This is a genomic window from Hydrocarboniphaga sp., from assembly GCF_028291725.1.
Taxonomy (GTDB): domain Bacteria; phylum Pseudomonadota; class Gammaproteobacteria; order Nevskiales; family Nevskiaceae; genus Hydrocarboniphaga.
In genome coordinates, this window is sequence record NZ_JAQGNT010000011.1 from 1 (window position 1) to 18,178 (window position 18,178).

Consider the following 18,178-nt stretch of genomic DNA (forward strand, 5'->3'; position numbering starts at 1 on the left):
ACTCGGGATTGATCGTCCGCACCGAGGGCAAGGGCGGGCGCATCATCGACGAGGAGAAGGCGCACGCGCGCGGCACGCGGCTCGGCTTCCCGATGATCGTTCTCGTAAACGGCGGCTCGGCCTCCGCGTCGGAGATCGTCGCCGGCGCGCTGCAGGATCACGAGCGCGCCGCCATCATGGGCACGCAGACGTTCGGCAAGGGCTCGGTGCAGACGGTCATCGAGCTCGACGACGGCTCGGCGCTCAAGCTGACCATCGCGCGCTACTACACGCCGTCGGGCCGCTCGATCCAGGCCGAAGGCATCGACCCCGACGTCACGGTCAAGCCTTTGAAAGTCGCCAAGGACGACAGCCAGCCGGACTTCGACGCGATCAAGGAAGCCGATCTGAAAGGCAGCCTGCTCAACGAGAAGGAAAAGAAAGTCGATCAGGCCGCGATCGACGCGGCCAAGAAGATCGACGAAGACGAGCAGAAGCTGGCGACGACCGACTACCAGCTGTTCGAGGCGCTGACCTTGCTGAAGGGTCTGAGCGTGGTGGCGAGCCGCCAGTAGGCCCCGTAGGTTGGGGTGAGCATCGCGAACCCCAACTTCGGCGCGGCATACCGTTGGGGTTCGCGATGCTCACCCCAACCTACAAATTCAGCGTCGCGCGCTCCACCAAAGCGCGGCTCCCAGCGCCAGGCTCAGCACCGGCAGCGCGGCCCCGAATTCGGGGCTCACGATGTGCGTGCACCACAGCAAGGCGCCGACGATGACCAGCGTTGCGCCGACCAGTACGCGGTTCTGGCGTTTCTGCTGAGCCCGCATTTCCAGGCGCAACTGCTCGATCGACTTGCGCATACCCGCGTCGAGTCCGCCGCCGCGCTCCAGGCTGCGCACGACCTGCTGCACCAGCACCGGCAGCGATTCGGCCAGCGCCGGAATGTCCTTGCGCGCCTGGCTCAGCCAGCGCGCCGGGCCGACGCGGCTGCGCATCCAGTCTTCCATGATCGGCTTGGCGGTCTTCCATAGATCCAGCTCGGGATACAGCTGGCGGCCTAGACCTTCGATGTTCAGCAACGTCTTCTGCAACAGCACCAGCTGCGGCTGCACCTGATAGTTGAAACGACGCGCGACCTGGAACAGGCGCAGCAGGAAAAAACCGAAGGAAATCTCGCTCAAAGGTTTCTGGAAGATCGGCTCGCAGACGGTGCGGATCGCGGCTTCGAAGTCCTCGACGCGCGTGCTGCTCGGCACCCACTCGCTTTCCAGATGCAGCTCGGCGACGCGCTTGTAGTCTCGGTTAAAGAAGGCCAGAAGGTTCTCGGCCAGATAGCGCTGGTCGAACACCGACAGCTGGCCGACGATGCCGAAATCGACCGCGATGTAGCTCGGGTTCTTGGGATTGCTCACGTCGACGAAGATGTTGCCCGGATGCATATCGGCGTGAAAGAAATTGTCGCGGAAAGTCTGCTTGAAAAAAATCTCGACGCCGCGCTCCCCCAGCAGCTTGAAGTCCACGCCCAGGCCGCGCAGACGATCCAGCTCGCGGATCGAGACGCCATGGATGCGCTCCATCACCAGCACGTTGGGCCGGGTGTAGTCGAAGAACACCGCCGGGTGGTAGATCAGCGGCGAGCCCAACCAGTTGCGGCGCAGCTGCGCGGCGTTGCCGCCCTCGCGCATCAGATCGAGCTCGTCGAACACGATCTTCTCGTATTCCTCGACGATCGCACGCGGCCGCACGCGCCGCGCCTGTGCGCTGAATTTCTCGGCGAGTTCGGCGCAGAGATACATCAACTGCACGTCATCAAAGATGGTCTTTTCGATACCCGGGCGCAGCACTTTCACGATCACTTCGAAACCTGGATCGCTGGGCGTGGTCGGCTTCAAGCGTGCGGTATGAACTTGCGCGACCGAAGCCGACGCCAACGGAACCGGATCGAACTCGTCGAAGAGATCCGCGATCGGCTTGCCGAGCGCTTCCTCGATCAGGCGCATCGCCTCCGTGCCCGGGAACGGCGGCACGCAATCCTGTAGCTTCGCCAGTTCCAGGGCCAGATCGGCCGGCAATACATCGGGCCGCGTCGACAGCGCCTGGCCGAACTTGATGAACACCGGGCCAAGTTCTTCCAGCGCCAGCCGTAGACGCATCCCGCGCGGGCGTGGGTCGCGCCGTGGTTTGCGACCGAGGAATTCCTGCAGCCGGTAGCGGCGAATCACGCGCTGTATCGTCCACAGACGCGGGATACGGCTGAACTGGATGGAACTCATGCGGGGCGAGACTCGATGTTTTTCCGGCGTTCAAGACGCGACATTCGCGCCTCGATACGATCGGCGCGCTCACGCAGCCGATCGACTTCGTCCATCCATTCGGTGACGTCGATGCCGCGCGCCAGATCGCGGGTTTCTTCGACCAGATACTCGGCGGTGTTCTGCGCCATTGTGCGGCTGCTGTTGCGGCCCCAGTTGATCAGCGCCTTCAAACCCTGGGCCGCGCGATGCGCGGCACCGTCACCGAGCAAGGGCACGATCCATTCCTCGAAGTCGAAACCGACGCGGCCCAGCAGGCGCCGGAAACGCTGCAGCACTTCGGCTTCACCTTCAACACGCAAGCCCGCCGGCAACGCGGTATCGCCGCCGGCGAGCTTCGCCGCCATGCCGGCGAATGCCGGCGGCGGCCCAATCAAACTCACGCTGGGGGGCTTGTCACTCTCGTTGGTGACGCGCACGCCGCGTGCGTCGAACTCGATGAACAGCTGCCAGGCTAGACCTTCCAGCTCAAGGGCGATGCTGTTGCTGCTCATCGCCGCACATTCGGCGAGCGCTGCCGGCTCGATCTGCAGATAACGATTGAGCGCGACTTCCAGGCCAGCGCAGACCAGCGGCGGCGCCGCTTTCGCGCTGCTCATGCGTCCAGTCTGAACCCGCGATGCACCGCGACGATTCCGCCGGTCAGGTTATAGACCTGGCAGCGTTCCAGCCCGGCGTTTTCCATCATGCCCTTCAGCGTCTGTTGGTCCGGATGCATGCGGATCGATTCGGCCAGATAGCGATAGCTGGCTTCATCGCGCGCGACAAAACGCCCCATCAGCGGTAGCAGCTTGAATGAGTACTGGTCGTAGAGTTTCGACAGACCGGCATTCAGCGGCTTGGAGAATTCCAGTACCAACAGGCGGCCGCCCGGCTTCAACACGCGGCGCATCGAGCGCAGCGCGGCATCCTTGTCGGTGACGTTGCGCAGGCCGAATCCGATGGTCACGCAGTCGAAGCTGCGATCCGCGAACGGCAGCATCTCGGCATTGGCCTGGACCACCGGCAGGCCGACCACGCCCTGGTCGATCAGCCGGCGCCGGCCTTCGCCGAGCATCGCCGCGTTGATGTCGCTGAGCACAACCTGGCCGCGCGGTCCGACCTGTTTGGCAAATTCGCGCGTCAGGTCGCCGGTGCCGCCGGCGACGTCGAGCACGCGCTCGCCGGCCCGCACGCCGGCGAGGTCGATCACGAAGCGCTTCCACAGCCGGTGCACGCCCATCGACATCAGGTCGTTCATCAGGTCATAGCGTCGCGCTACCGACGAGAAAACTTCGGCGACACGCTTCTGCTTGTCCGCGACCGGTACCTGCTGGTAGCCGAAATGCGTGGTCGACGACGGTTTGGGATCGCTGGGGTCGTGGCTCACGGCTGGGCCGGGTAGTGCTTCTTGGGCAGGGCGGCCAGTTTAACGATGTCGCTGTCGCGGGACATGTTCAGCGCCTGCAGCCGCTCGATATACGTAGCCCAGTAGGTTTCGCGATTCGTCGCCAGGTCGTGCAGCACGTCCCAGGAATACAGGCCGGTATCGTGGCCGTCGTCGAAGCGCAGCCGGATCGCGTACTGGCCGATCGGGTCCGCACCGGTGACACCGACGTTGCGCTTGCCGCCGATCAGGTTCGGCTCGGCCTGGCCGTGGCCCCAGACTTCGGCCGAAGGGCTGAACACGCGCAGATATTCGAACGGCAGCTCGTGCACGCTGCCGTCGGCGTAGTGCAGCTCCAGCAGTCGCGAGCCGCGGCGCAGTTTCAGATCGGTGGGACGGGGTGCTGACATCCCACCAGTTTAAGCGCGTCCGCGCTACACGGGGCAGGCGGCACCGGTGCTGATCCACTCGCCGATCAGTGCGCCGAACTGCGCCTGCGTCCCCGGTGCCGGCTCGCGCGGCTGGCGGCTGATGTCGATACCCGGGTTCCAGGCCCAGCCGACCAGCGAATCCTTGGCCATATGGTCCTCGAGCTGTTTCATCGATTTGCCGCCGTTGCGCTTTTTATCCTTGATCTGCTCGCAGATCTGCGCCAGCGACTGGCCCTGCCAGGCCATCTCGATCGGCGCGACGTGCCACAGCGGATGGCCCGGCACGCCGGAGGCCTCGAAGTTCTGCGCCTGGTGACAGGTATTGCACTGGAGCGCGGTGGCGCCGTGATTGTCCGGGCCGCGGACCACATGCGGCAGGTGCGGATGCAGATCCAAGCCCTGCGTCGGGCTGTCGCCCTTGGGATGGCAGTTCATGCAGCGCGGATGCTGGATCACCTTGCCGGCCTCGGTGAACAGCGCACGCGAACGCTCGGTCTTGTCGCTGATGCCGGCGAAATCCCGCGGCGATTTCAGTGTCTGGACTTGGTCGGCGGCCGCCAGCGTAGTACTCAGGCTCAGCGCCGACAGCAGCAAGCCGAGCAATCCTTGTCGCAATCCTTTGAACATAATGCGTCTCCTGAGGCTGGCCGCGGGGCGGGCGAGAGAACGGTACCGAGCCTGCATCATAATGGTAGTGACCGGTCAGACACATAGTGCCGCACTTTGGTTATGCTGGTCGTCCCCGCCGCGCCATGCGCGGCGTTCTAGCCATCCGCATCAAGACGGGAGAGCCAGATGGTTTCACTCAAAATCAACGGCAGCGCGCACTCGGTTGACGCCGAGCCCAATACTCCTCTGCTCTGGGTGCTGCGCGACGAGCTCGGACTCACCGGCACCAAGTACGGCTGCGGCGTTGCCCAGTGCGGCGCCTGCACCGTGCATCTCGACGGCCAGCCGCTGCGTTCGTGTTCGGCGCCGGTGTCCGCGGTCGGCGGCAAGAACGTCACCACGATCGAAGGCCTGAGCAGCAAGACCGCGAAAACGGTGCAGCAGGCCTGGATCGATCTGGACGTCGCGCAGTGCGGCTACTGCCAGTCCGGCCAAATCATGACGGCGGTCGCGCTGTTGGAGGCCAAGCCTAAGCCGAGCGACGAGGACATCGATCTGGCGATGGCCGGTAATATCTGCCGCTGCGCGACCTATGTGCGCATCCGCGCTGCGGTGCACGCTGCGTCGGCGAAGCTGAGCGCCTGAGGAGATTGCGATGCGAGTACTCGACCCCTCATCCGCCGTCGCGATTTTTGCGATTCCGGCGCAGCAGCCCGCTGGCCTGAATCGCCGCGACTTCCTCAAGTCCAGCGCCGCGGCCGGCCTGGTGTTCGGCCTGCAGCTGCCGCTGGCGAAGAAGGCTTTCGCAGCGGACGCCGTCGGCGAAGTGCCGCCTGGACAGTTCGCACCGAACGCCTTCATCCGCATCGCGCCGGACAACACCGTGACCTTGGTGATCAAGCATCACGAGATGGGCCAGGGTGCGACCACCGGCCTGGCCACGATCCTGTGCGAGGAACTCGACGCCGATCTTCCCGCAGTGAAAGTCGAGTACGCACCGTCGAACGCGGCGCTGTACAAGAACCTCGCCTTCGGCGCCCAGGGCACCGGCGGCTCCACCGCGATCGCGAACTCCTGGGAGCAGCTGCGCAAAGCGGGCGCGACCGGGCGCGCGATGCTGGTGTCGGCCGCGGCCAAGCGCTGGAACGTGTCGCCGGCTAGCATCACCGTCAGCAAGGGCGTGGTCAGCAGCGGCAGCCACAAGGCGACGTTCGGCGAACTCGCCAATGACGCAGCGACCCAGCCGGTGCCGGCTGATGTTCCGCTGAAAGACCCGAAGAACTTCGTTCTGGTCGGCAAGAAGGAAACCCGCCGCCTCGACAGCCAGGCCAAGTGCACGGGCACCGCGATCTACACCATCGACGTGAAACTGCCCGGACTGCTGACCGCGGTGATCGCGCGCCCGCCGGCGTTCGGCGTCAAGCTGGTGTCCTTCGATGCGGCGTCGGCGAAAGCGGTCAAAGGTGTCACCGATGTCGTCGAAGTGCCCGAGGGCGTGGCCATCGTCGCGACCGGCATGTGGCCGGCGCTGCAAGGCCGTCGTGCGCTGAAGATCCAGTGGGACGGCAGCGCCGGCAAGCTCAACACCGCCGGTCTTTACTCGGATTATCTGAAAATCGCCGAAGCCGGCGTCGGCGCAGCGACGATCACCCGCGACAAGAACACCGCAGCGCAGATGAAGAAGGCGGTGACCACGGTCGAAGCGGTCTACGAGTTCCCGTATCTGGCGCATGCGCCGATGGAGCCGCTGAACTGCGTGGCCTGGCTGCATGACGGCATGCTCGAAACCTGGGGCGCGCACCAGTTCCCGAGCTTCGATCACATGTTCGCGGCGCAGGCCGCGGGTCTGCCGGTGGAGAAGGTCAAGCTCAACTCGCTGATCTCCGGCGGCAGCTTCGGGCGCCGTGCGAATGCCGCCTCGGACTTCACCGTCGAAGCCGTCAATGTCGCCAAGGCGATCGGCCGCCCGGTACCGGTGCGCGTGCAGCGCACGCGCGAAGACGACATGCGTGCGGGCTGGTATCGGCCGCTGTACGTGCACACCGTGAAGACCGGCCTTGATGCAAGAGGCGAGCTGCTGGCCTGGCAGCACGCGATCGTCGGCCAGTCGATCATGGCCGGCACGCCGATGGCGGCGACGGTCAAGAACGGCAACGACGCCAGCTCCACCGAAGGCGTATGGCCGACGCCGTACAAGATCCCGGCGATGTCGGCGGATCTGTATTCGCCGGTGCAGGACGTGCGCCCGCTGTGGTGGCGCTCGGTCGGCAATACGCATACGGCCTATGTGATGGAGACGATGCTCGACGAGTTGGCGACGCTCGCCAGGCAGGACCCGGTCGCGTATCGCCTGAAGCTGCTCGCCGATGAGCCGCGCATGGCCGGCGTGATCAAGCTCGCGGCCGACAAAGCCGGCTGGAACACGCCGATGCCGGCCGGCAAGGCCCGCGGCGTCGCCTCGCATTTCTCGTTCGACACCTATGTCGCGCAAGTCGCCGAAGTCAGCCTGAAACCCAATGGTCAGCCGAAAGTCGAGCGGGTGGTCGTCGCGGTCGACTGCGGCGTCGCCGTGAACCCGGACCAGATCGCAGCGCAGATGGAAGGCTGCGTCGGCTTTGCGCTGGCTGCCGCGCTGTACGGCGAACTCGACATCGAAAACGGCGCGGTCAAACAGAGCAACTATCACGACTTCCGCGTGCTGCGCATCGACGAGATGCCGAAAGTCGAGGTCTACATCGCCGACAGTCAGCATGCGCCGACCGGTGTCGGCGAGCCTGGCGTGCCGCCGCTGGCGCCGGCGGTCGCCAATGCGCTGGCCAAGCTCACCGGTACCCGCGTACGCCGGCTGCCGCTGGCCAGACAGAAATTCCAGCTGGCTTGAGGCCGACGATGGCGGACGATCTCGCGGACGACCCCAAAGCATCGCAGCCCGGCGGCTGGCCGGCCTGGCCGGCTTACGCGCTGATCGACGATCTGTTGCCGACGCTGGAACGCTGGTCCGCCAGCGGCAGACGCTACGCGCTGGCGACGCTGATCGAGGTGGTCGGCTCGTCGCCGCGGCCGGTCGGCTCCGAAATGGCGGTCGCGGACGACGGCGAGATGGCCGGCTACGTTTCAGGCGGCTGCGTCGAGGCCGCCGTCGCCAGCGAAGCGCTCGCGGCGCTGGCGGATGGCCGGCCGCGTCTGCTCGACTACGGCGCCGGCAGCCCGGTGCTCGACGTACAACTGTCCTGCGGCGGCCGCATCCGCATCCTGGTTCGCGCCGTTGACGATGGCGCGGGCTATGCGGCAAGACTGCGCCGGGCCCGCGTTGACCGAAGCCCGCTGTCGATCAGCACCGATCTGGAAACGGGTGCGATTCATTTCGAAGCCGCAACGGTGGAAGAAGGACTCGGCGCCGCTCGTTACCTGCGGCGCCAGCTGCCGCCGCTGCGCCTGATCCTGGTCGGAGGTGACCCGATCGTGCTGGCGCTGCTGCAGATGGCGCCGATGTTCAGCGTCGAAACCGTGCTGCTGCGTCCACGCGGGCCCGCTGCCGGCGCGAGCCTGCAATACGTCCCGGCGCTGTATGACCGGCGCGGCATCGAAGCGGCGCTGGCCGATCTGCATGTCGACTCGCGGTGCGCGATCTATACCTTGTCGCACGACGTGGATACCGATCACGCGGTGCTGGCCGCCGCGCTGCGCTCTCCGGCCTATTGCATCGGTGCGCTGGGCAGCCGGCGCAAGGCACAGACACGGGTCGAGCGCCTGCGCGCCGAAGGCTTCGACGAGATCGCGCTGGCGCGCTTGCGCACACCGGCTGGACTGAACATCGGCGCGCGCTCGCCGCAGGAAATCGCGCTGTCGATTCTGGGCGAGCTGATTGCCGAACGCCGCCCAGACTGAGGCCGTCGCGGCGTCGGCGAACCGCATTGGCTGCATCGTGTTGTCCGCCGGCCGCTCACGGCGCTTCGGCCGGACCCGGATCAACAAGCTGCTGGCGCCGATTCGCGGTCAGCCGCTGATCTGCCATGTGCTGAACGCAGTCGCCGGCTCCGGCGTAAAACCGGTGGTGATCGTGACCGGCCACCAGCGGACGGGCGTCGAACGGGCTATCCGCCATCAGCGCGACCGCCATTGGCCCACCCGCTTCAACCGTCATCATCGCCAGGGCATGGCGAGCTCGCTGCAGGCCGGCCTGCGCGCGATGCCGGCCTCGGTGGAGGCGGTCGTGGTCTGCCTGGCGGACATGCCGGGCGTCACCTCCTGCCTCATTGCGCGGCTGATGGCGGCCTATCAAAGCGGCGATGCCGCGGTGATCCCCGTGGTCGACGGCCGACGCGGCAATCCGGTGCTGCTGGGCCGCCCCCTGTTTGCCGCCATCGCCCAGCTGTCCGGCGACCAGGGTGCCCGGTCGCTGCTGCGCACTGGCCCCGGCCTGCGATACCTGGACACAGATGCTGACGCCGTCCGCGATATCGACACGAAGCGAGACTGGAACCGCGCCGTCCGCCGGCGGCTCCGCGTCCACTGAAACCCCGATCCCCGTGTAACTACTCTTGTAACAGGACCGTGTTCTGTTGTTACCTTCGGTTACGGACGGGCCCTCGTGCCCGGCCCCAAACCATCGACAAGGGAACGGCCCGCTCAAGGGCTCTACGGAGAGAGTGCGCACCATGAAGAGCAAACTGCAAAGTAAACTGCTTTTAGTCACCCTGTTGGCCGCGGCGGCCAGCACCATCAGCCTAAGCGCCGCGGCGGCCGGGCGTCCCGAGCTGGTCAAGGCCAGCCTCGACGCCCAGCGCCCGTACATCACCGGCGAACTGCTGATTCAATTCAAGGCCGGAACCGCGGCCGCCGACAAGGCCGCCGCGCTGAAGCCGGTGGGCGGCAACGTGCTGCAGTCCCTGGTCAAAGGCGGCCGCGGCCAGCTCGACCTGGACCGCGTCAGCTTCGGCGGCAACGTTTCGATCGAGACCGCGATGCGTCTGCTGCAGGCCAGCCCGCGCGTCGATTTCGCCGAGCCGAACTGGGTCTACCAGCACGACACGGTTTCCAACGATCCGTACTACCTCGACGGCTCGCTGTACGGCATGTACGGCAGTAGCACCTCGCCGAGCAACATCTACGGCTCGGGCGCCGGTGAAGCCTGGGCGGTAGAACATATCTGCAGCAACAAGATGATCGTCGGCGTGATCGACGAAGGCGCGATGTATACCCACGAAGATCTGAAGGCGAACTTCTGGACCAATCCTTTCGATGCGGTCGACGGTATCGACAACGACGGCAACGGCTACATCGACGACGTCCACGGCTGGGACTTCGACGGCAACGACAACAGCACCTTCGACGGCTCCGGCGACGATCATGGCACGCACGTGTCGGGCACCATCGCAGCGGTCGGCGGTAACGGCATCGGCGTCGCCGGCGTCTGCTGGAAGGCGAAGATCATCAGCGCCAAGTTCCTCGGCGCCAGGGGCGGCACCACGGCCAATGCGATCCTGGCGATCGACTACCTCAGCGACCTGAAGACGCGCCACGCGCTGAAGATGCCGGCAATCAACAACTCCTGGGGCGGCGGCGGTTTCTCGCAGGCGCTGAAGGATGCGATCGACCGTTCGGGTGTGGCCGAGATCCTGTTTATTGCCGCTGCGGGCAACGACGGCGTCGATGACGATGTCTCGCCGCACTATCCCTCGTCCTACGACAGCGAGACCATCGTCTCGGTCGCCTCGATCGACAGCTCCGGAGCGCTGTCGAGCTTCTCGAACTACGGCGCGGTTTCGGTGGATATCGGCGCTCCGGGTTCCAGCATCGTCTCGACGGTGCCGTCCAAAGCCATTAATCCCAGCAAGGTCAAGTCCGCGTACGCCAGCTACAGCGGCACGTCGATGGCCACGCCGCACGTGACCGGCGCGGTCGTGATGCTGTCGTCGATCAAAAGCGGTAAGACCGCGCTGCAGCTGAAGGATCTGCTGATCAGCAAGGGCACGCCGACCGCTTCGCTTGACGGCAAGACCAGCAGCGGCAAGCGCCTGAATCTCGGCGACTGATCGGCGATGCGGAGTTGAGCATTTGATAAAGACCCGGCTTCGGCCGGGCCTTTACTATTTGCCGGTCGGGGATGACGAACCCGGCGGCGCGGCCGTCTACTTGAGGTTGATGTAAGGCACGGTTCCCCCCGGAACCATCGTCGTCGGCAGCACACCGTTCCAGCGCTCGGCTGCTGTCAATTCGACCAAGGCAGCGTTCTGACGAAGGGCTTCGCCCTTGGCACGGATCGCGGACGCTTCTGCTTCGCCGGTGATACGTGTGCCTTCGGCTTTGGCGGTCGCCTCGGCCAGCGCCGACTCGGCGCGAGCTTTGGCCTGCGTTACCGCGATGTCGGCTTTGACGCGTTCGGTTTCCAGATTCTGTTTCTGAGTCTGGATGGTTACTTCGGCCTTCATGCGCTCTTCGATCGAGCTCTCGTAGGCGTTGCTGAAATCGATGTTCTCGATCTGCACCGAGTCGACGACGATCGGCCCTTTGACGGCGGCTCGCAGATTGGTCGCCACATCCCTCACGAAAGCGGTGCGGTCCTGTACTGCCTTGAGCGCGGTGTATTGGCCGAACGTGTTCTCCGCCACCGTCGGCGTGTTCCGGTCGATCAGGCGCGACACGGTGTTTTCGACGTTGCCGTATTCGGCATAAACCTGTTCGACCACATCCGAAGGGATGTGATAGTTCACCGACACTCGCATTGTCGCGGTCTGTTGATCGAAGCTGTAGGCGTCGACTTTCTCGAACAGCTGGCTGTTGTTCTGCACGCTGATCTTGCGCACCGAATCGACGAACGGAATCTTCCAGTTCGCACCGGGCTCCATGATGCCGACGATCTTGCCGAAGCGCAGATGCACACCTCGTTCGCCCTGATCGATGCTGGTGTAGCTCATCAGCAGCACGAGCACGGCGATGACCGCCGCGACACCCGACGAAATCAGCCCCGACATCGGACGACCGCTTTCAAAACCCGTCATGTTGCCCCCTAGTCCGAAACAAGATTCGCGAAGTATCAGCGCGCAACGAAACCATTGCGTCCCAACGCGAGCTGCCTGAAATCGATGCCCTGTTGCAGGAACGATTGATTAATACACTCCTGCAGCGTGGCATAACCGGCCTCGTCGTTACGCTGCAGCAACAGCTTGCTGCCGGTCAGGGGCACCGTCGTCAGAATGCCGAGCGTCTCGGCGGATCGCTGTTTCTCCGCATCGCTCATGAACATGATCTCGGGGCTGCGCTTCAAGGACCAGGCGATCCGGTCGCGGGCCACGCGCGAATTGCCAGGGGATGCCGTCGCCCGATTGACGATTTCCCAGGCACTCAGATAGTACGCCGCCACCACGTCCGCGATATCGCGGGCGTTGTAGCCCGAGCCGCGCAGCAACTGATCGAACTGCTGCCAGATCGCATCACTCGAAAACGCTTCGCGAATTTTCGGCATCTGCGCCGGGTCGGTCCCCTGGACCTTGCTTGCAATCTGTTGTCGCAAGGTGCGGCTGATACCGTCGGAGGGCTGGTAGTTGAGATTGGCCGTCAGGGTTTCCGTCATACCATCGCGGGTTGTCGTCAGCGGAGGCGGGCCGGCCTTGCCGAGCAGGCTTCTCTGACCGGCCGCCAGCGTAGGCTTGCTCACCTTCTGGATCAGGCTGTTGTAGAAGCTGGCAGACAGATACAAGGACGGCAATGGCGCCACATCTTCGGCGCGGCAAGGCGCGGGCAGCACGGACGCCACAATCAGCAGCCAGAATATGGAAGCAGCGCAGCGCTCAATCATGTCCGCATCATAAAAAACAAACGGGATATTCCGGTCGATCGACATCGCCTTCCGGCTACCGCCTGTCGTTTGCCACCGATTATTTGCCGATGCAGAAGCTTGAGAATATCTGTCCCAGCAGGTCGTCGGTGGTGACGGTGCCGGTGATCTCACTCAGTTCCTGCTGGGCCAGACGTAGTTCTTCGGCGATGGTTTCCGCCGGCTGGCGCTGCTCCAGTCGGTTCTGCGCCTGCTGCACGTGGCCGCTGCAGGCCGCCAGCGCGACCACGTGCCGGGTGCGCGCGGTGAAAACGGTCTGCTGGTCGGCTCCGCCGGCGCTCCAGCCCGCTAAATGGCGCAGTTCGTCGCGCAGCAGATCGAAGCCCTGTCCGGTGACGGCGCTGACTCGCAGCTCGGTGCCGGTATCGGTCTGTCGTCGCAGCGGCGGCGCGCCGCTCAGATCGCATTTGTTGCGAATCAGCAGGCGCGGCACGTCAGCCGGCATGCGCGCCAGCAGCATGCGGTCCGCCTCGGCTTCAGGATCGCGATCGTCGAAGACGAACAGGATCGCCTCGGCCTTTTCCACTGCGGCCCAGGCGCGACGGATGCCCTCGCGCTCGATCGCATCGCCGGTGTCGCGCAGCCCGGCGGTATCGATCACCGTGACCGGCAATCCGTCGAGCAGTAGGTGTTCGCGCAGCACGTCGCGCGTGGTACCAGGCTGATCGCTGACGATCGCGGCGTCCGCGCCGGCGAGCCTGTTCAACAGGCTGCTCTTGCCGACATTGGGCTGCCCGGCGATGGCGACCACGAGGCCGTCGCGCAGGCGGCGACCTTGCGCGGTCTGAAGCTGCAGGCCCGCCAGCGCGTCGCGCCAGGCGCGCAGACGCTGATGCAGCTGCGCGTCGGCTAGCCAATCGATGTCTTCGTCGGAGAAGTCCAGCGCGCCTTCGATCCACGCGCGGATCTGCATCAGCTCGTCGGCGAGAGCCTGCACCTGGCGCGAGAACTCGCCTTCGAGTGACCGCTGCGCCGCGGTGACGGCTTCGCGGCTGGACGCGTCGATCAGATCGGCAACCGCCTCCGCCTGCGCCAGATCGAGCCGGCCGTTGACGAACGCGCGCTCGGAGAATTCACCGGGCCTTGCGACCCGGGCTCCGGCAGCACAGGCCGCTTGCAGCAACAGGTCGAGTAACACCGGCCCGCCATGAGCCTGGAGTTCGACGAGGTCTTCGCCGCTATAGGAATTCGGAGCGGCGAAACTCAGCACGAGTCCGCGATCCAGGACATAGCCGCCGGCGTCGCGGAAAGCGCGTAGGCCGGCTTGTCGCGGCGGCGGCAGCGATCCACAGATTTTCTCGGCGGTGGTTCGCGCCAGCGGGCCGCTCAGCCGCAGCACGCCGATCGCGCCGCGTCCTGCTGCGGTCGCGATCGCGGCGATGGTGTCCGTCGTCACGACCGAATCCGATGCGCTTGCCGCGGTCCGGCTATTTCGCCGACGGCTTTGGCTTGTGCTCGTCACGCTCGATCTTGCGCGTGATGTACCACTGCTGCGCGATGCTGATCGTGTTCGATACGCACCAGTACAGCACCAGGCCCGCCGGGAAGAACGCGAAGAAGCCCGTGAGTGCTATCGGCATCACGTTCATCATCTTCTGCTGCATCGGGTCCATCGTCGCGCTCTGGCCCGACAGGCGCTGCATCGTGAACATGCTGATGCCGTAGATCACCGGCAGCACGAAGAACGGATCGGGCGAGGTCAGATCGTTGATCCACAGTGCGAAATCGGCCTGGCGCAGCTCAACGCTTTCCAGAAACACCCAGTACAGCGCGAAGAACACCGGCATCTGCACCAGCAGGGGCCAACAGCCCGCGAGCGGATTGAAGCCCTCTTTCTTGTACAACTCCATCATCGCCTTGGACATGCGCTCGCGATCACCCGCGTAGCGCTCCTTGAGGTCGGCGATGCGCGGTGCGAACTTGCGCATCTTCGCCGTGGAGCGGTACTGCGCGGCCGACAGCGGATAGAACGCACCCTTGACCAAAATCGTCAGCAGGATGATCGCGACACCCCAGTTGCCGGTGTAGTGATGCAGCTTTTCCATCAGCCAGAACAGCGGCTCGGAGATCGCGGTCAGGAAGCCGTAGTCGACGGTGAGTTCCAGACCCTTGGCGGCCTTGCCGATCGAGTCCTGCAGCTTGGGTCCGACATAGAGCTTGGTCGTGAAGGTCTGCTCGGCCTGCGGCGCGATCGTCGACACCGGGCCGAGATATTGCGCGACGTAGCGCTGATCGCGGCCCGGCTTGCCTTCGAAATGATTCTTCTCGTTCGCCGGCGGCAGGATCGCCGCGACGAAATAGTGCTGCAGCATTGCGATCCAGCCGCCTTGCTGGTCGACGCTGTATGCCTCCTTGTCGAGATCCTTGAACGTGTGCTTGCGAAAACGGTAGGCCTCGGAACCGGGCTTGGCTTCATACACACCGAAACCGGTGTAGGTATGAACAAAGCGCGGCTCCTCGGCAACCGGTACCGACGTGCGCACGATGCGCACGTACGGGCTCGCGGTCAGCGCTTCGCCGCTGCCGTTGACGACCTGCTGGATGAGTTCGATCTCGTAGCTGCCGCGGTGGAAGCGATACGTCTTGATCACCTTGTTGCCGGCCGCGTCGCTGCGCTCGAGCGGCACGTCGAGCGTGTCGGTGCCGTCGGCCATCCGGTATTCGGCCTGCGCGCTGCTGAAGTCATCCAAATGGCTGCCTAGCGCCTTGTCAGAGCCGGCAACGCCACTCTGCAGCACGTAGAAATGGCCGTCGCGATCATTGAACAGGGGCACGTTCTTTTCGGGCTGCTTCTTCGACAGCGGATAACCGATCAGCTCGAGCCGGCGCAGGTCACCGCCAACGCTGGCGATTTCGCCGACGAAAAGATCGGTTCGCACTTCGATGCGCGTGTTCTTGGCCGGCGTCACAGCAGCTGGCGTCGTGGGCGCGTCCGGCACGCCGATCGTCGGCACATCGCTATCGGACTTGCGATCGTCGGCCAGCGTCGCCTGGGTGGCGGCGGTATCCGGCGGTGTCAGTTCCGGTTTCGGGCCGTGCTCCGTCTGCCAGGCCTGGTAGATGAAGAACAACAGCACGCCGAGCACGGCAAGCAAGATGAAGCGACGGTTTTCCATTGTGTTCGTTAATGCCTGTTGGGCTTGTTTAGGCTGCAGCAGTCTCGCCGGTCGGCGCGACTGGCTGGCGGCACGGGATCGAAGCCGCCGGGGTTCAGGGGATGGCAGCGCAGAATGCGCCGCGCCGCTAGCGTAGCGCCTCGCGCAAGACCGTGCTGTTGCAGAGCCTCGACCGCGTAGTGCGAGCATGAGGGATAGAAGCGGCAGCGCGGCGGCAGCAGCCGGCTGATGAATCGCTGATAGAAGCTGATCAGGAGGACGAGGATGCGGACCATCGTTGGGCGATGCGGATCCAAAGCTTCTGCAGGTCGGCGTTGAACTCGACGCCAGGGCGAGTACGTGCCGCGGGTTTGGCCATGATCACGATGTCGCAGTTCGGCAGGCGATCCTGGGCTTCGCGAAAACTGGCTCTGATCTGACGCTTGAGACGATTACGGTCGACTGCCAAGGCGGCCTGCTTGCGCGAGATGGCCAGGCCGAGCCGGGCCTGGTCGATCGCGCCGGCAACGACGACGGCGGTCAGCAGCGGCGTGGTTTCGCGCCTGCCGCTTTTGAATACCCGCTCGAAATCCGCAGGCTTCAGCAGACGCGAGCGCCGGGGGAAGCGCAAAGGCGCTCGCGCCCGGACGCCGCCGGCTTCAGACCGGCGTCAGGCGGGCACGACCCTTCGCACGACGACGGGCCAGGACCTTGCGGCCCCCGACGGTCGCCATGCGGGCGCGGAAACCGTGGGTGCGCTTACGGCGCAGCGAATGCGGCTGAAAGGTGCGTTTCATGGCGGGTCATCGGCAACAGCAAAAAAGGGCGCGGATTGTAGCGGCAAGCTGCTCCGGCTCACAAGCGGTGGTCCCAGCGGAGCTGCCGTCAGCGCCGTTTTTGGCTGTGGATAACTTGGCGGCGGCCGGTTAAACTCGGCCGATAAACCCGCTTTGCGCTGGGCAGCCGCCGATGTCGCTGCAGCGGAACAACAACTTTAATCGCGGGACGCTTTCTCCTTGATGCCGCAACGTCTGCCCCCTTCGTCGATCGCTTTTCCGGCTCCCTGTTCGGCCGATGAGCACGCAGCTCTATGAACCTCGGTGAAACCGATACCTGGTCGCGCTGTGTCAACTGGCTCGAGGGTGAGTTGAGCGGCCAGGACGTCAGCACTTGGATACGGCCGCTGGTGATCAAACGCTTGTCGGACCGTTTGCTGGTGGTGGCTCCAAACCGTATGGTCATGGAGCGCGTCCGGGCCGATTTCGTCTCGTCGATCCAGCGAGCTTGGCTGGCCTGCGACGGCGCCGACCTGCCGATCGAAATCAGCACGTCCAGTGAACCTCGCCTGGCGGCCGGTCCTGGCAATTCTTCGCCGGCGATGGTCGAGCCGGAGCGCTGGACCCAGAATGGGAAGCTGGATCCACGCTACTCCTTTGAAAGTTTCATCCAGGGCAAGTCGAACTCTCAGGCGCGCGCAGCCTGCCAACATGTGGCTGAATCACCTGGCGTCGCTTACAACCCGCTGCTGATCTATGGGGCCTCGGGCCTGGGCAAGACTCACCTGATGCACGCCATCGGAAACGCGCTGCTGATGCGCTCGGCTCGAGCCCGGGTGGTGTATGTCGGCGCCGAGCAATGGGTAACGCAGTTCGTCGCGGCACTGCGCCACAACAATACCGAGGAATTCAAGAGCTTTTATCGCTCCGCCGACGCCCTGTTGATCGACGATATTCATTTCTTTGCTGGCAAAGCCGTCAACCAGGAAGAGTTTTTTCATACTTTCAATACCTTGATGGATGGGCGCAAGCAGATCGTGCTGACCTGCGACCGCTTTCCCAAAGAGCTGGACCGGCTGGATGATCGGCTGAAGTCCCGTTTCAGCTGGGGCCTGACCGTGTCGGTCGAACCACCAGATCTGGAGACGCGGGTCGCGATCCTGCTGGCCAAAGCCGAACAGTTTCATTTGAGCCTATCGACGGACGTGGCTTTTTTTGTTGCCCAGCACATCCGCTCCAACGTGCGTGAACTCGAAGGTTCTCTGCTGCGGCTGGCGGCTGGCGTGCGGCTGCAGGGCGAGACCATCAGCATCGAGTTTGCACGGCACACACTGCGTGACATGCTGGCGCACTACGAGCGGCTGGTGACCATCGACAACATCATGGGAACCGTCAGCAAGTACTTCAACATTCAGATGAAGGAGCTGCGCTCGCCGAGGCGGAATCGTTCGCTGGCTCGGCCACGGCAGATAGCGATGTGTCTGGCGCGGGAATTAACGCAACACAGCTTGCCGGAAATCGGCACCGCGTTCGAGAAAGATCACACCACGGTATTGCATGCCTGTCGTACGGTAGCGAAGCTGAGAGAAGAAGATGCGCGGGTCCGCGAAGACTACGAGAATCTGCTACGCCAGCTCAGTTTTTAGGCCTTGAATAGACTGTGAAACGAGTGACTCGAAAGCCTGTGTATAAGCTTGTGAAAGGCTTGGCATCGAAGTAGTCGACGGCTTATCCACAGGATGCCGGGACGTAGTCGAACAGGCTAAAGAG

Annotated in this window: 19 protein-coding genes; 7 read left to right on the forward strand and 12 right to left on the reverse strand. The window is 64.4% G+C overall.

Features of this window, described 5'->3' with window-relative positions:
- Positions 1 to 554, forward strand: a 554-nt coding sequence (locus JWQ90_RS03415) for a S41 family peptidase (protein ID WP_299689422.1), incomplete at its 5' end; no start/stop codon positions are given.
- 87 nt (positions 555 to 641) lie between these two features.
- Here the strand turns inward: JWQ90_RS03415 and ubiB are convergent.
- Genes ubiB through JWQ90_RS03440 form a run of 5 tightly spaced genes read right to left on the reverse strand, consistent with a single transcriptional unit; the run spans position 642 to position 4,718 of the window.
- Positions 642 to 2,255: a ubiquinone biosynthesis regulatory protein kinase UbiB gene (gene ubiB, locus JWQ90_RS03420; protein WP_299689425.1), complete on the reverse strand. Its 1,614-nt coding sequence runs from the start codon at positions 2,253 to 2,255 to the stop codon at positions 642 to 644.
- Positions 2,252 to 2,893: an SCP2 sterol-binding domain-containing protein gene (locus JWQ90_RS03425; RefSeq protein ID WP_299689428.1), complete on the reverse strand. Its 642-nt coding sequence runs from the start codon at positions 2,891 to 2,893 to the stop codon at positions 2,252 to 2,254. The genes ubiB and JWQ90_RS03425 overlap by 4 nt, the downstream gene beginning before the upstream one ends.
- A complete protein-coding gene (gene ubiE, locus JWQ90_RS03430) occupies positions 2,890 to 3,663 on the reverse strand; it encodes a bifunctional demethylmenaquinone methyltransferase/2-methoxy-6-polyprenyl-1,4-benzoquinol methylase UbiE (protein WP_299689431.1) in 774 nt (257 codons plus the stop codon). Before ubiE ends, JWQ90_RS03425 begins: the two co-directional genes overlap by 4 nt.
- Positions 3,660 to 4,070, reverse strand: a complete 411-nt coding sequence (locus JWQ90_RS03435) for a DUF971 domain-containing protein (RefSeq protein WP_299689435.1) — start codon at positions 4,068 to 4,070, stop codon at positions 3,660 to 3,662. Before JWQ90_RS03435 ends, ubiE begins: the two co-directional genes overlap by 4 nt.
- Before the next feature lie 24 nt (positions 4,071 to 4,094).
- The gene (locus tag JWQ90_RS03440; RefSeq protein WP_299689438.1) at positions 4,095 to 4,718 is read right to left on the reverse strand and encodes an Isoquinoline 1-oxidoreductase subunit; all 624 of its coding nucleotides are present in this window, start codon (positions 4,716 to 4,718) and stop codon (positions 4,095 to 4,097) included.
- A 168-nt stretch (positions 4,719 to 4,886) separates the two neighbouring features.
- Here JWQ90_RS03440 and JWQ90_RS03445 point away from each other — a divergent pair, with 168 nt between their 5' ends.
- The 5 genes from JWQ90_RS03445 to JWQ90_RS03465 all read left to right on the forward strand — a co-directional run bounded on the left by JWQ90_RS03445 (position 4,887) and on the right by JWQ90_RS03465 (position 10,735).
- The gene (locus tag JWQ90_RS03445; protein ID WP_299689441.1) at positions 4,887 to 5,345 is read left to right on the forward strand and encodes a (2Fe-2S)-binding protein; all 459 of its coding nucleotides are present in this window, start codon (positions 4,887 to 4,889) and stop codon (positions 5,343 to 5,345) included.
- 10 nt (positions 5,346 to 5,355) lie between these two features.
- Entirely contained in the window at positions 5,356 to 7,581 is a 2,226-nt protein-coding gene (locus tag JWQ90_RS03450; RefSeq protein ID WP_299689444.1) for a xanthine dehydrogenase family protein molybdopterin-binding subunit, read from the forward strand.
- A gap of 8 nt (positions 7,582 to 7,589) precedes the next feature.
- Entirely contained in the window at positions 7,590 to 8,588 is a 999-nt protein-coding gene (locus JWQ90_RS03455) for an XdhC family protein (RefSeq protein ID WP_299689447.1), read from the forward strand.
- Positions 8,566 to 9,216 (forward strand): nucleotidyltransferase family protein, encoded by a 651-nt coding sequence (locus JWQ90_RS03460; RefSeq protein WP_299689450.1) that lies wholly within the window; start codon positions 8,566 to 8,568, stop codon positions 9,214 to 9,216. Before JWQ90_RS03455 ends, JWQ90_RS03460 begins: the two co-directional genes overlap by 23 nt.
- 142 nt (positions 9,217 to 9,358) lie before the next feature.
- Positions 9,359 to 10,735: a S8 family peptidase gene (locus JWQ90_RS03465; RefSeq protein ID WP_299689453.1), complete on the forward strand. Its 1,377-nt coding sequence runs from the start codon at positions 9,359 to 9,361 to the stop codon at positions 10,733 to 10,735.
- A 96-nt stretch (positions 10,736 to 10,831) separates the two neighbouring features.
- Here the strand turns inward: JWQ90_RS03465 and JWQ90_RS03470 are convergent, their stop codons facing one another.
- From JWQ90_RS03470 to rpmH, 7 genes are read right to left on the reverse strand one after another with little or no spacing between them, the layout of a single operon-like run.
- Positions 10,832 to 11,701, reverse strand: coding sequence for an SPFH domain-containing protein (locus JWQ90_RS03470; RefSeq protein WP_299689455.1), 870 nt, complete (start codon positions 11,699 to 11,701; stop codon positions 10,832 to 10,834).
- 35 nt (positions 11,702 to 11,736) lie between these two features.
- Positions 11,737 to 12,543 (reverse strand): DUF6683 family protein, encoded by an 807-nt coding sequence (locus tag JWQ90_RS03475; protein WP_299689458.1) that lies wholly within the window; start codon positions 12,541 to 12,543, stop codon positions 11,737 to 11,739.
- 34 nt (positions 12,544 to 12,577) lie between these two features.
- Positions 12,578 to 13,933, reverse strand: a complete 1,356-nt coding sequence (gene mnmE / locus JWQ90_RS03480) for a tRNA uridine-5-carboxymethylaminomethyl(34) synthesis GTPase MnmE (protein ID WP_299689461.1) — start codon at positions 13,931 to 13,933, stop codon at positions 12,578 to 12,580.
- 31 nt (positions 13,934 to 13,964) lie between these two features.
- Positions 13,965 to 15,653, reverse strand: a complete 1,689-nt coding sequence (gene yidC / locus JWQ90_RS03485) for a membrane protein insertase YidC (protein ID WP_299689464.1) — start codon at positions 15,651 to 15,653, stop codon at positions 13,965 to 13,967.
- Between the two features lie 8 nt (positions 15,654 to 15,661).
- Positions 15,662 to 15,949, reverse strand: coding sequence for a membrane protein insertion efficiency factor YidD (yidD, locus tag JWQ90_RS03490; protein WP_366919423.1), 288 nt, complete (start codon positions 15,947 to 15,949; stop codon positions 15,662 to 15,664).
- Positions 15,904 to 16,263 carry a ribonuclease P protein component gene (gene rnpA / locus JWQ90_RS03495; RefSeq protein ID WP_299689470.1) on the reverse strand — a complete coding sequence of 120 codons (360 nt, stop codon included), beginning with the start codon at positions 16,261 to 16,263 and terminating at the stop codon, positions 15,904 to 15,906. Before rnpA ends, yidD begins: the two co-directional genes overlap by 46 nt.
- A gap of 28 nt (positions 16,264 to 16,291) precedes the next feature.
- Complete coding sequence (rpmH, locus tag JWQ90_RS03500; RefSeq protein ID WP_072894522.1) at positions 16,292 to 16,429, reverse strand: 50S ribosomal protein L34; 138 nt, start codon at positions 16,427 to 16,429, stop codon at positions 16,292 to 16,294.
- Positions 16,430 to 16,722: 293 nt separating this feature from the next.
- Here rpmH and dnaA point away from each other — a divergent pair, with 293 nt between their 5' ends.
- Positions 16,723 to 18,054: a chromosomal replication initiator protein DnaA gene (dnaA, locus tag JWQ90_RS03505; protein ID WP_299689477.1), complete on the forward strand. Its 1,332-nt coding sequence runs from the start codon at positions 16,723 to 16,725 to the stop codon at positions 18,052 to 18,054.
- Positions 18,055 to 18,178 lie beyond the last annotated feature (124 nt).

Excerpts from the sequence above, each read along its gene's own strand:
- ubiB (WP_299689425.1), bottom strand. The coding sequence starts at position 2,255 with ATGAGTTCCATCCAGTTCAGCCGTATCCCGCGTCTGTGGACGATACAG.
- JWQ90_RS03425 (WP_299689428.1), bottom strand. The coding sequence starts at position 2,893 with ATGAGCAGCGCGAAAGCGGCGCCGCCGCTGGTCTGCGCTGGCCTGGAA.
- JWQ90_RS03435 (WP_299689435.1), bottom strand. The coding sequence starts at position 4,070 with ATGTCAGCACCCCGTCCCACCGATCTGAAACTGCGCCGCGGCTCGCGA.
- JWQ90_RS03440 (WP_299689438.1), bottom strand. The coding sequence starts at position 4,718 with ATGTTCAAAGGATTGCGACAAGGATTGCTCGGCTTGCTGCTGTCGGCG.
- JWQ90_RS03445 (WP_299689441.1), top strand. The coding sequence starts at position 4,887 with ATGGTTTCACTCAAAATCAACGGCAGCGCGCACTCGGTTGACGCCGAG.
- JWQ90_RS03450 (WP_299689444.1), top strand. The coding sequence starts at position 5,356 with ATGCGAGTACTCGACCCCTCATCCGCCGTCGCGATTTTTGCGATTCCG.
- JWQ90_RS03455 (WP_299689447.1), top strand. The coding sequence starts at position 7,590 with ATGGCGGACGATCTCGCGGACGACCCCAAAGCATCGCAGCCCGGCGGC.
- JWQ90_RS03465 (WP_299689453.1), top strand. The coding sequence starts at position 9,359 with ATGAAGAGCAAACTGCAAAGTAAACTGCTTTTAGTCACCCTGTTGGCC.
- JWQ90_RS03470 (WP_299689455.1), bottom strand. The coding sequence starts at position 11,701 with ATGACGGGTTTTGAAAGCGGTCGTCCGATGTCGGGGCTGATTTCGTCG.
- JWQ90_RS03475 (WP_299689458.1), bottom strand. The coding sequence starts at position 12,543 with ATGTCGATCGACCGGAATATCCCGTTTGTTTTTTATGATGCGGACATG.
- yidC (WP_299689464.1), bottom strand. The coding sequence starts at position 15,653 with ATGGAAAACCGTCGCTTCATCTTGCTTGCCGTGCTCGGCGTGCTGTTG.
- rpmH (WP_072894522.1), bottom strand. The coding sequence starts at position 16,429 with ATGAAACGCACCTTTCAGCCGCATTCGCTGCGCCGTAAGCGCACCCAC.
- dnaA (WP_299689477.1), top strand. The coding sequence starts at position 16,723 with ATGAACCTCGGTGAAACCGATACCTGGTCGCGCTGTGTCAACTGGCTC.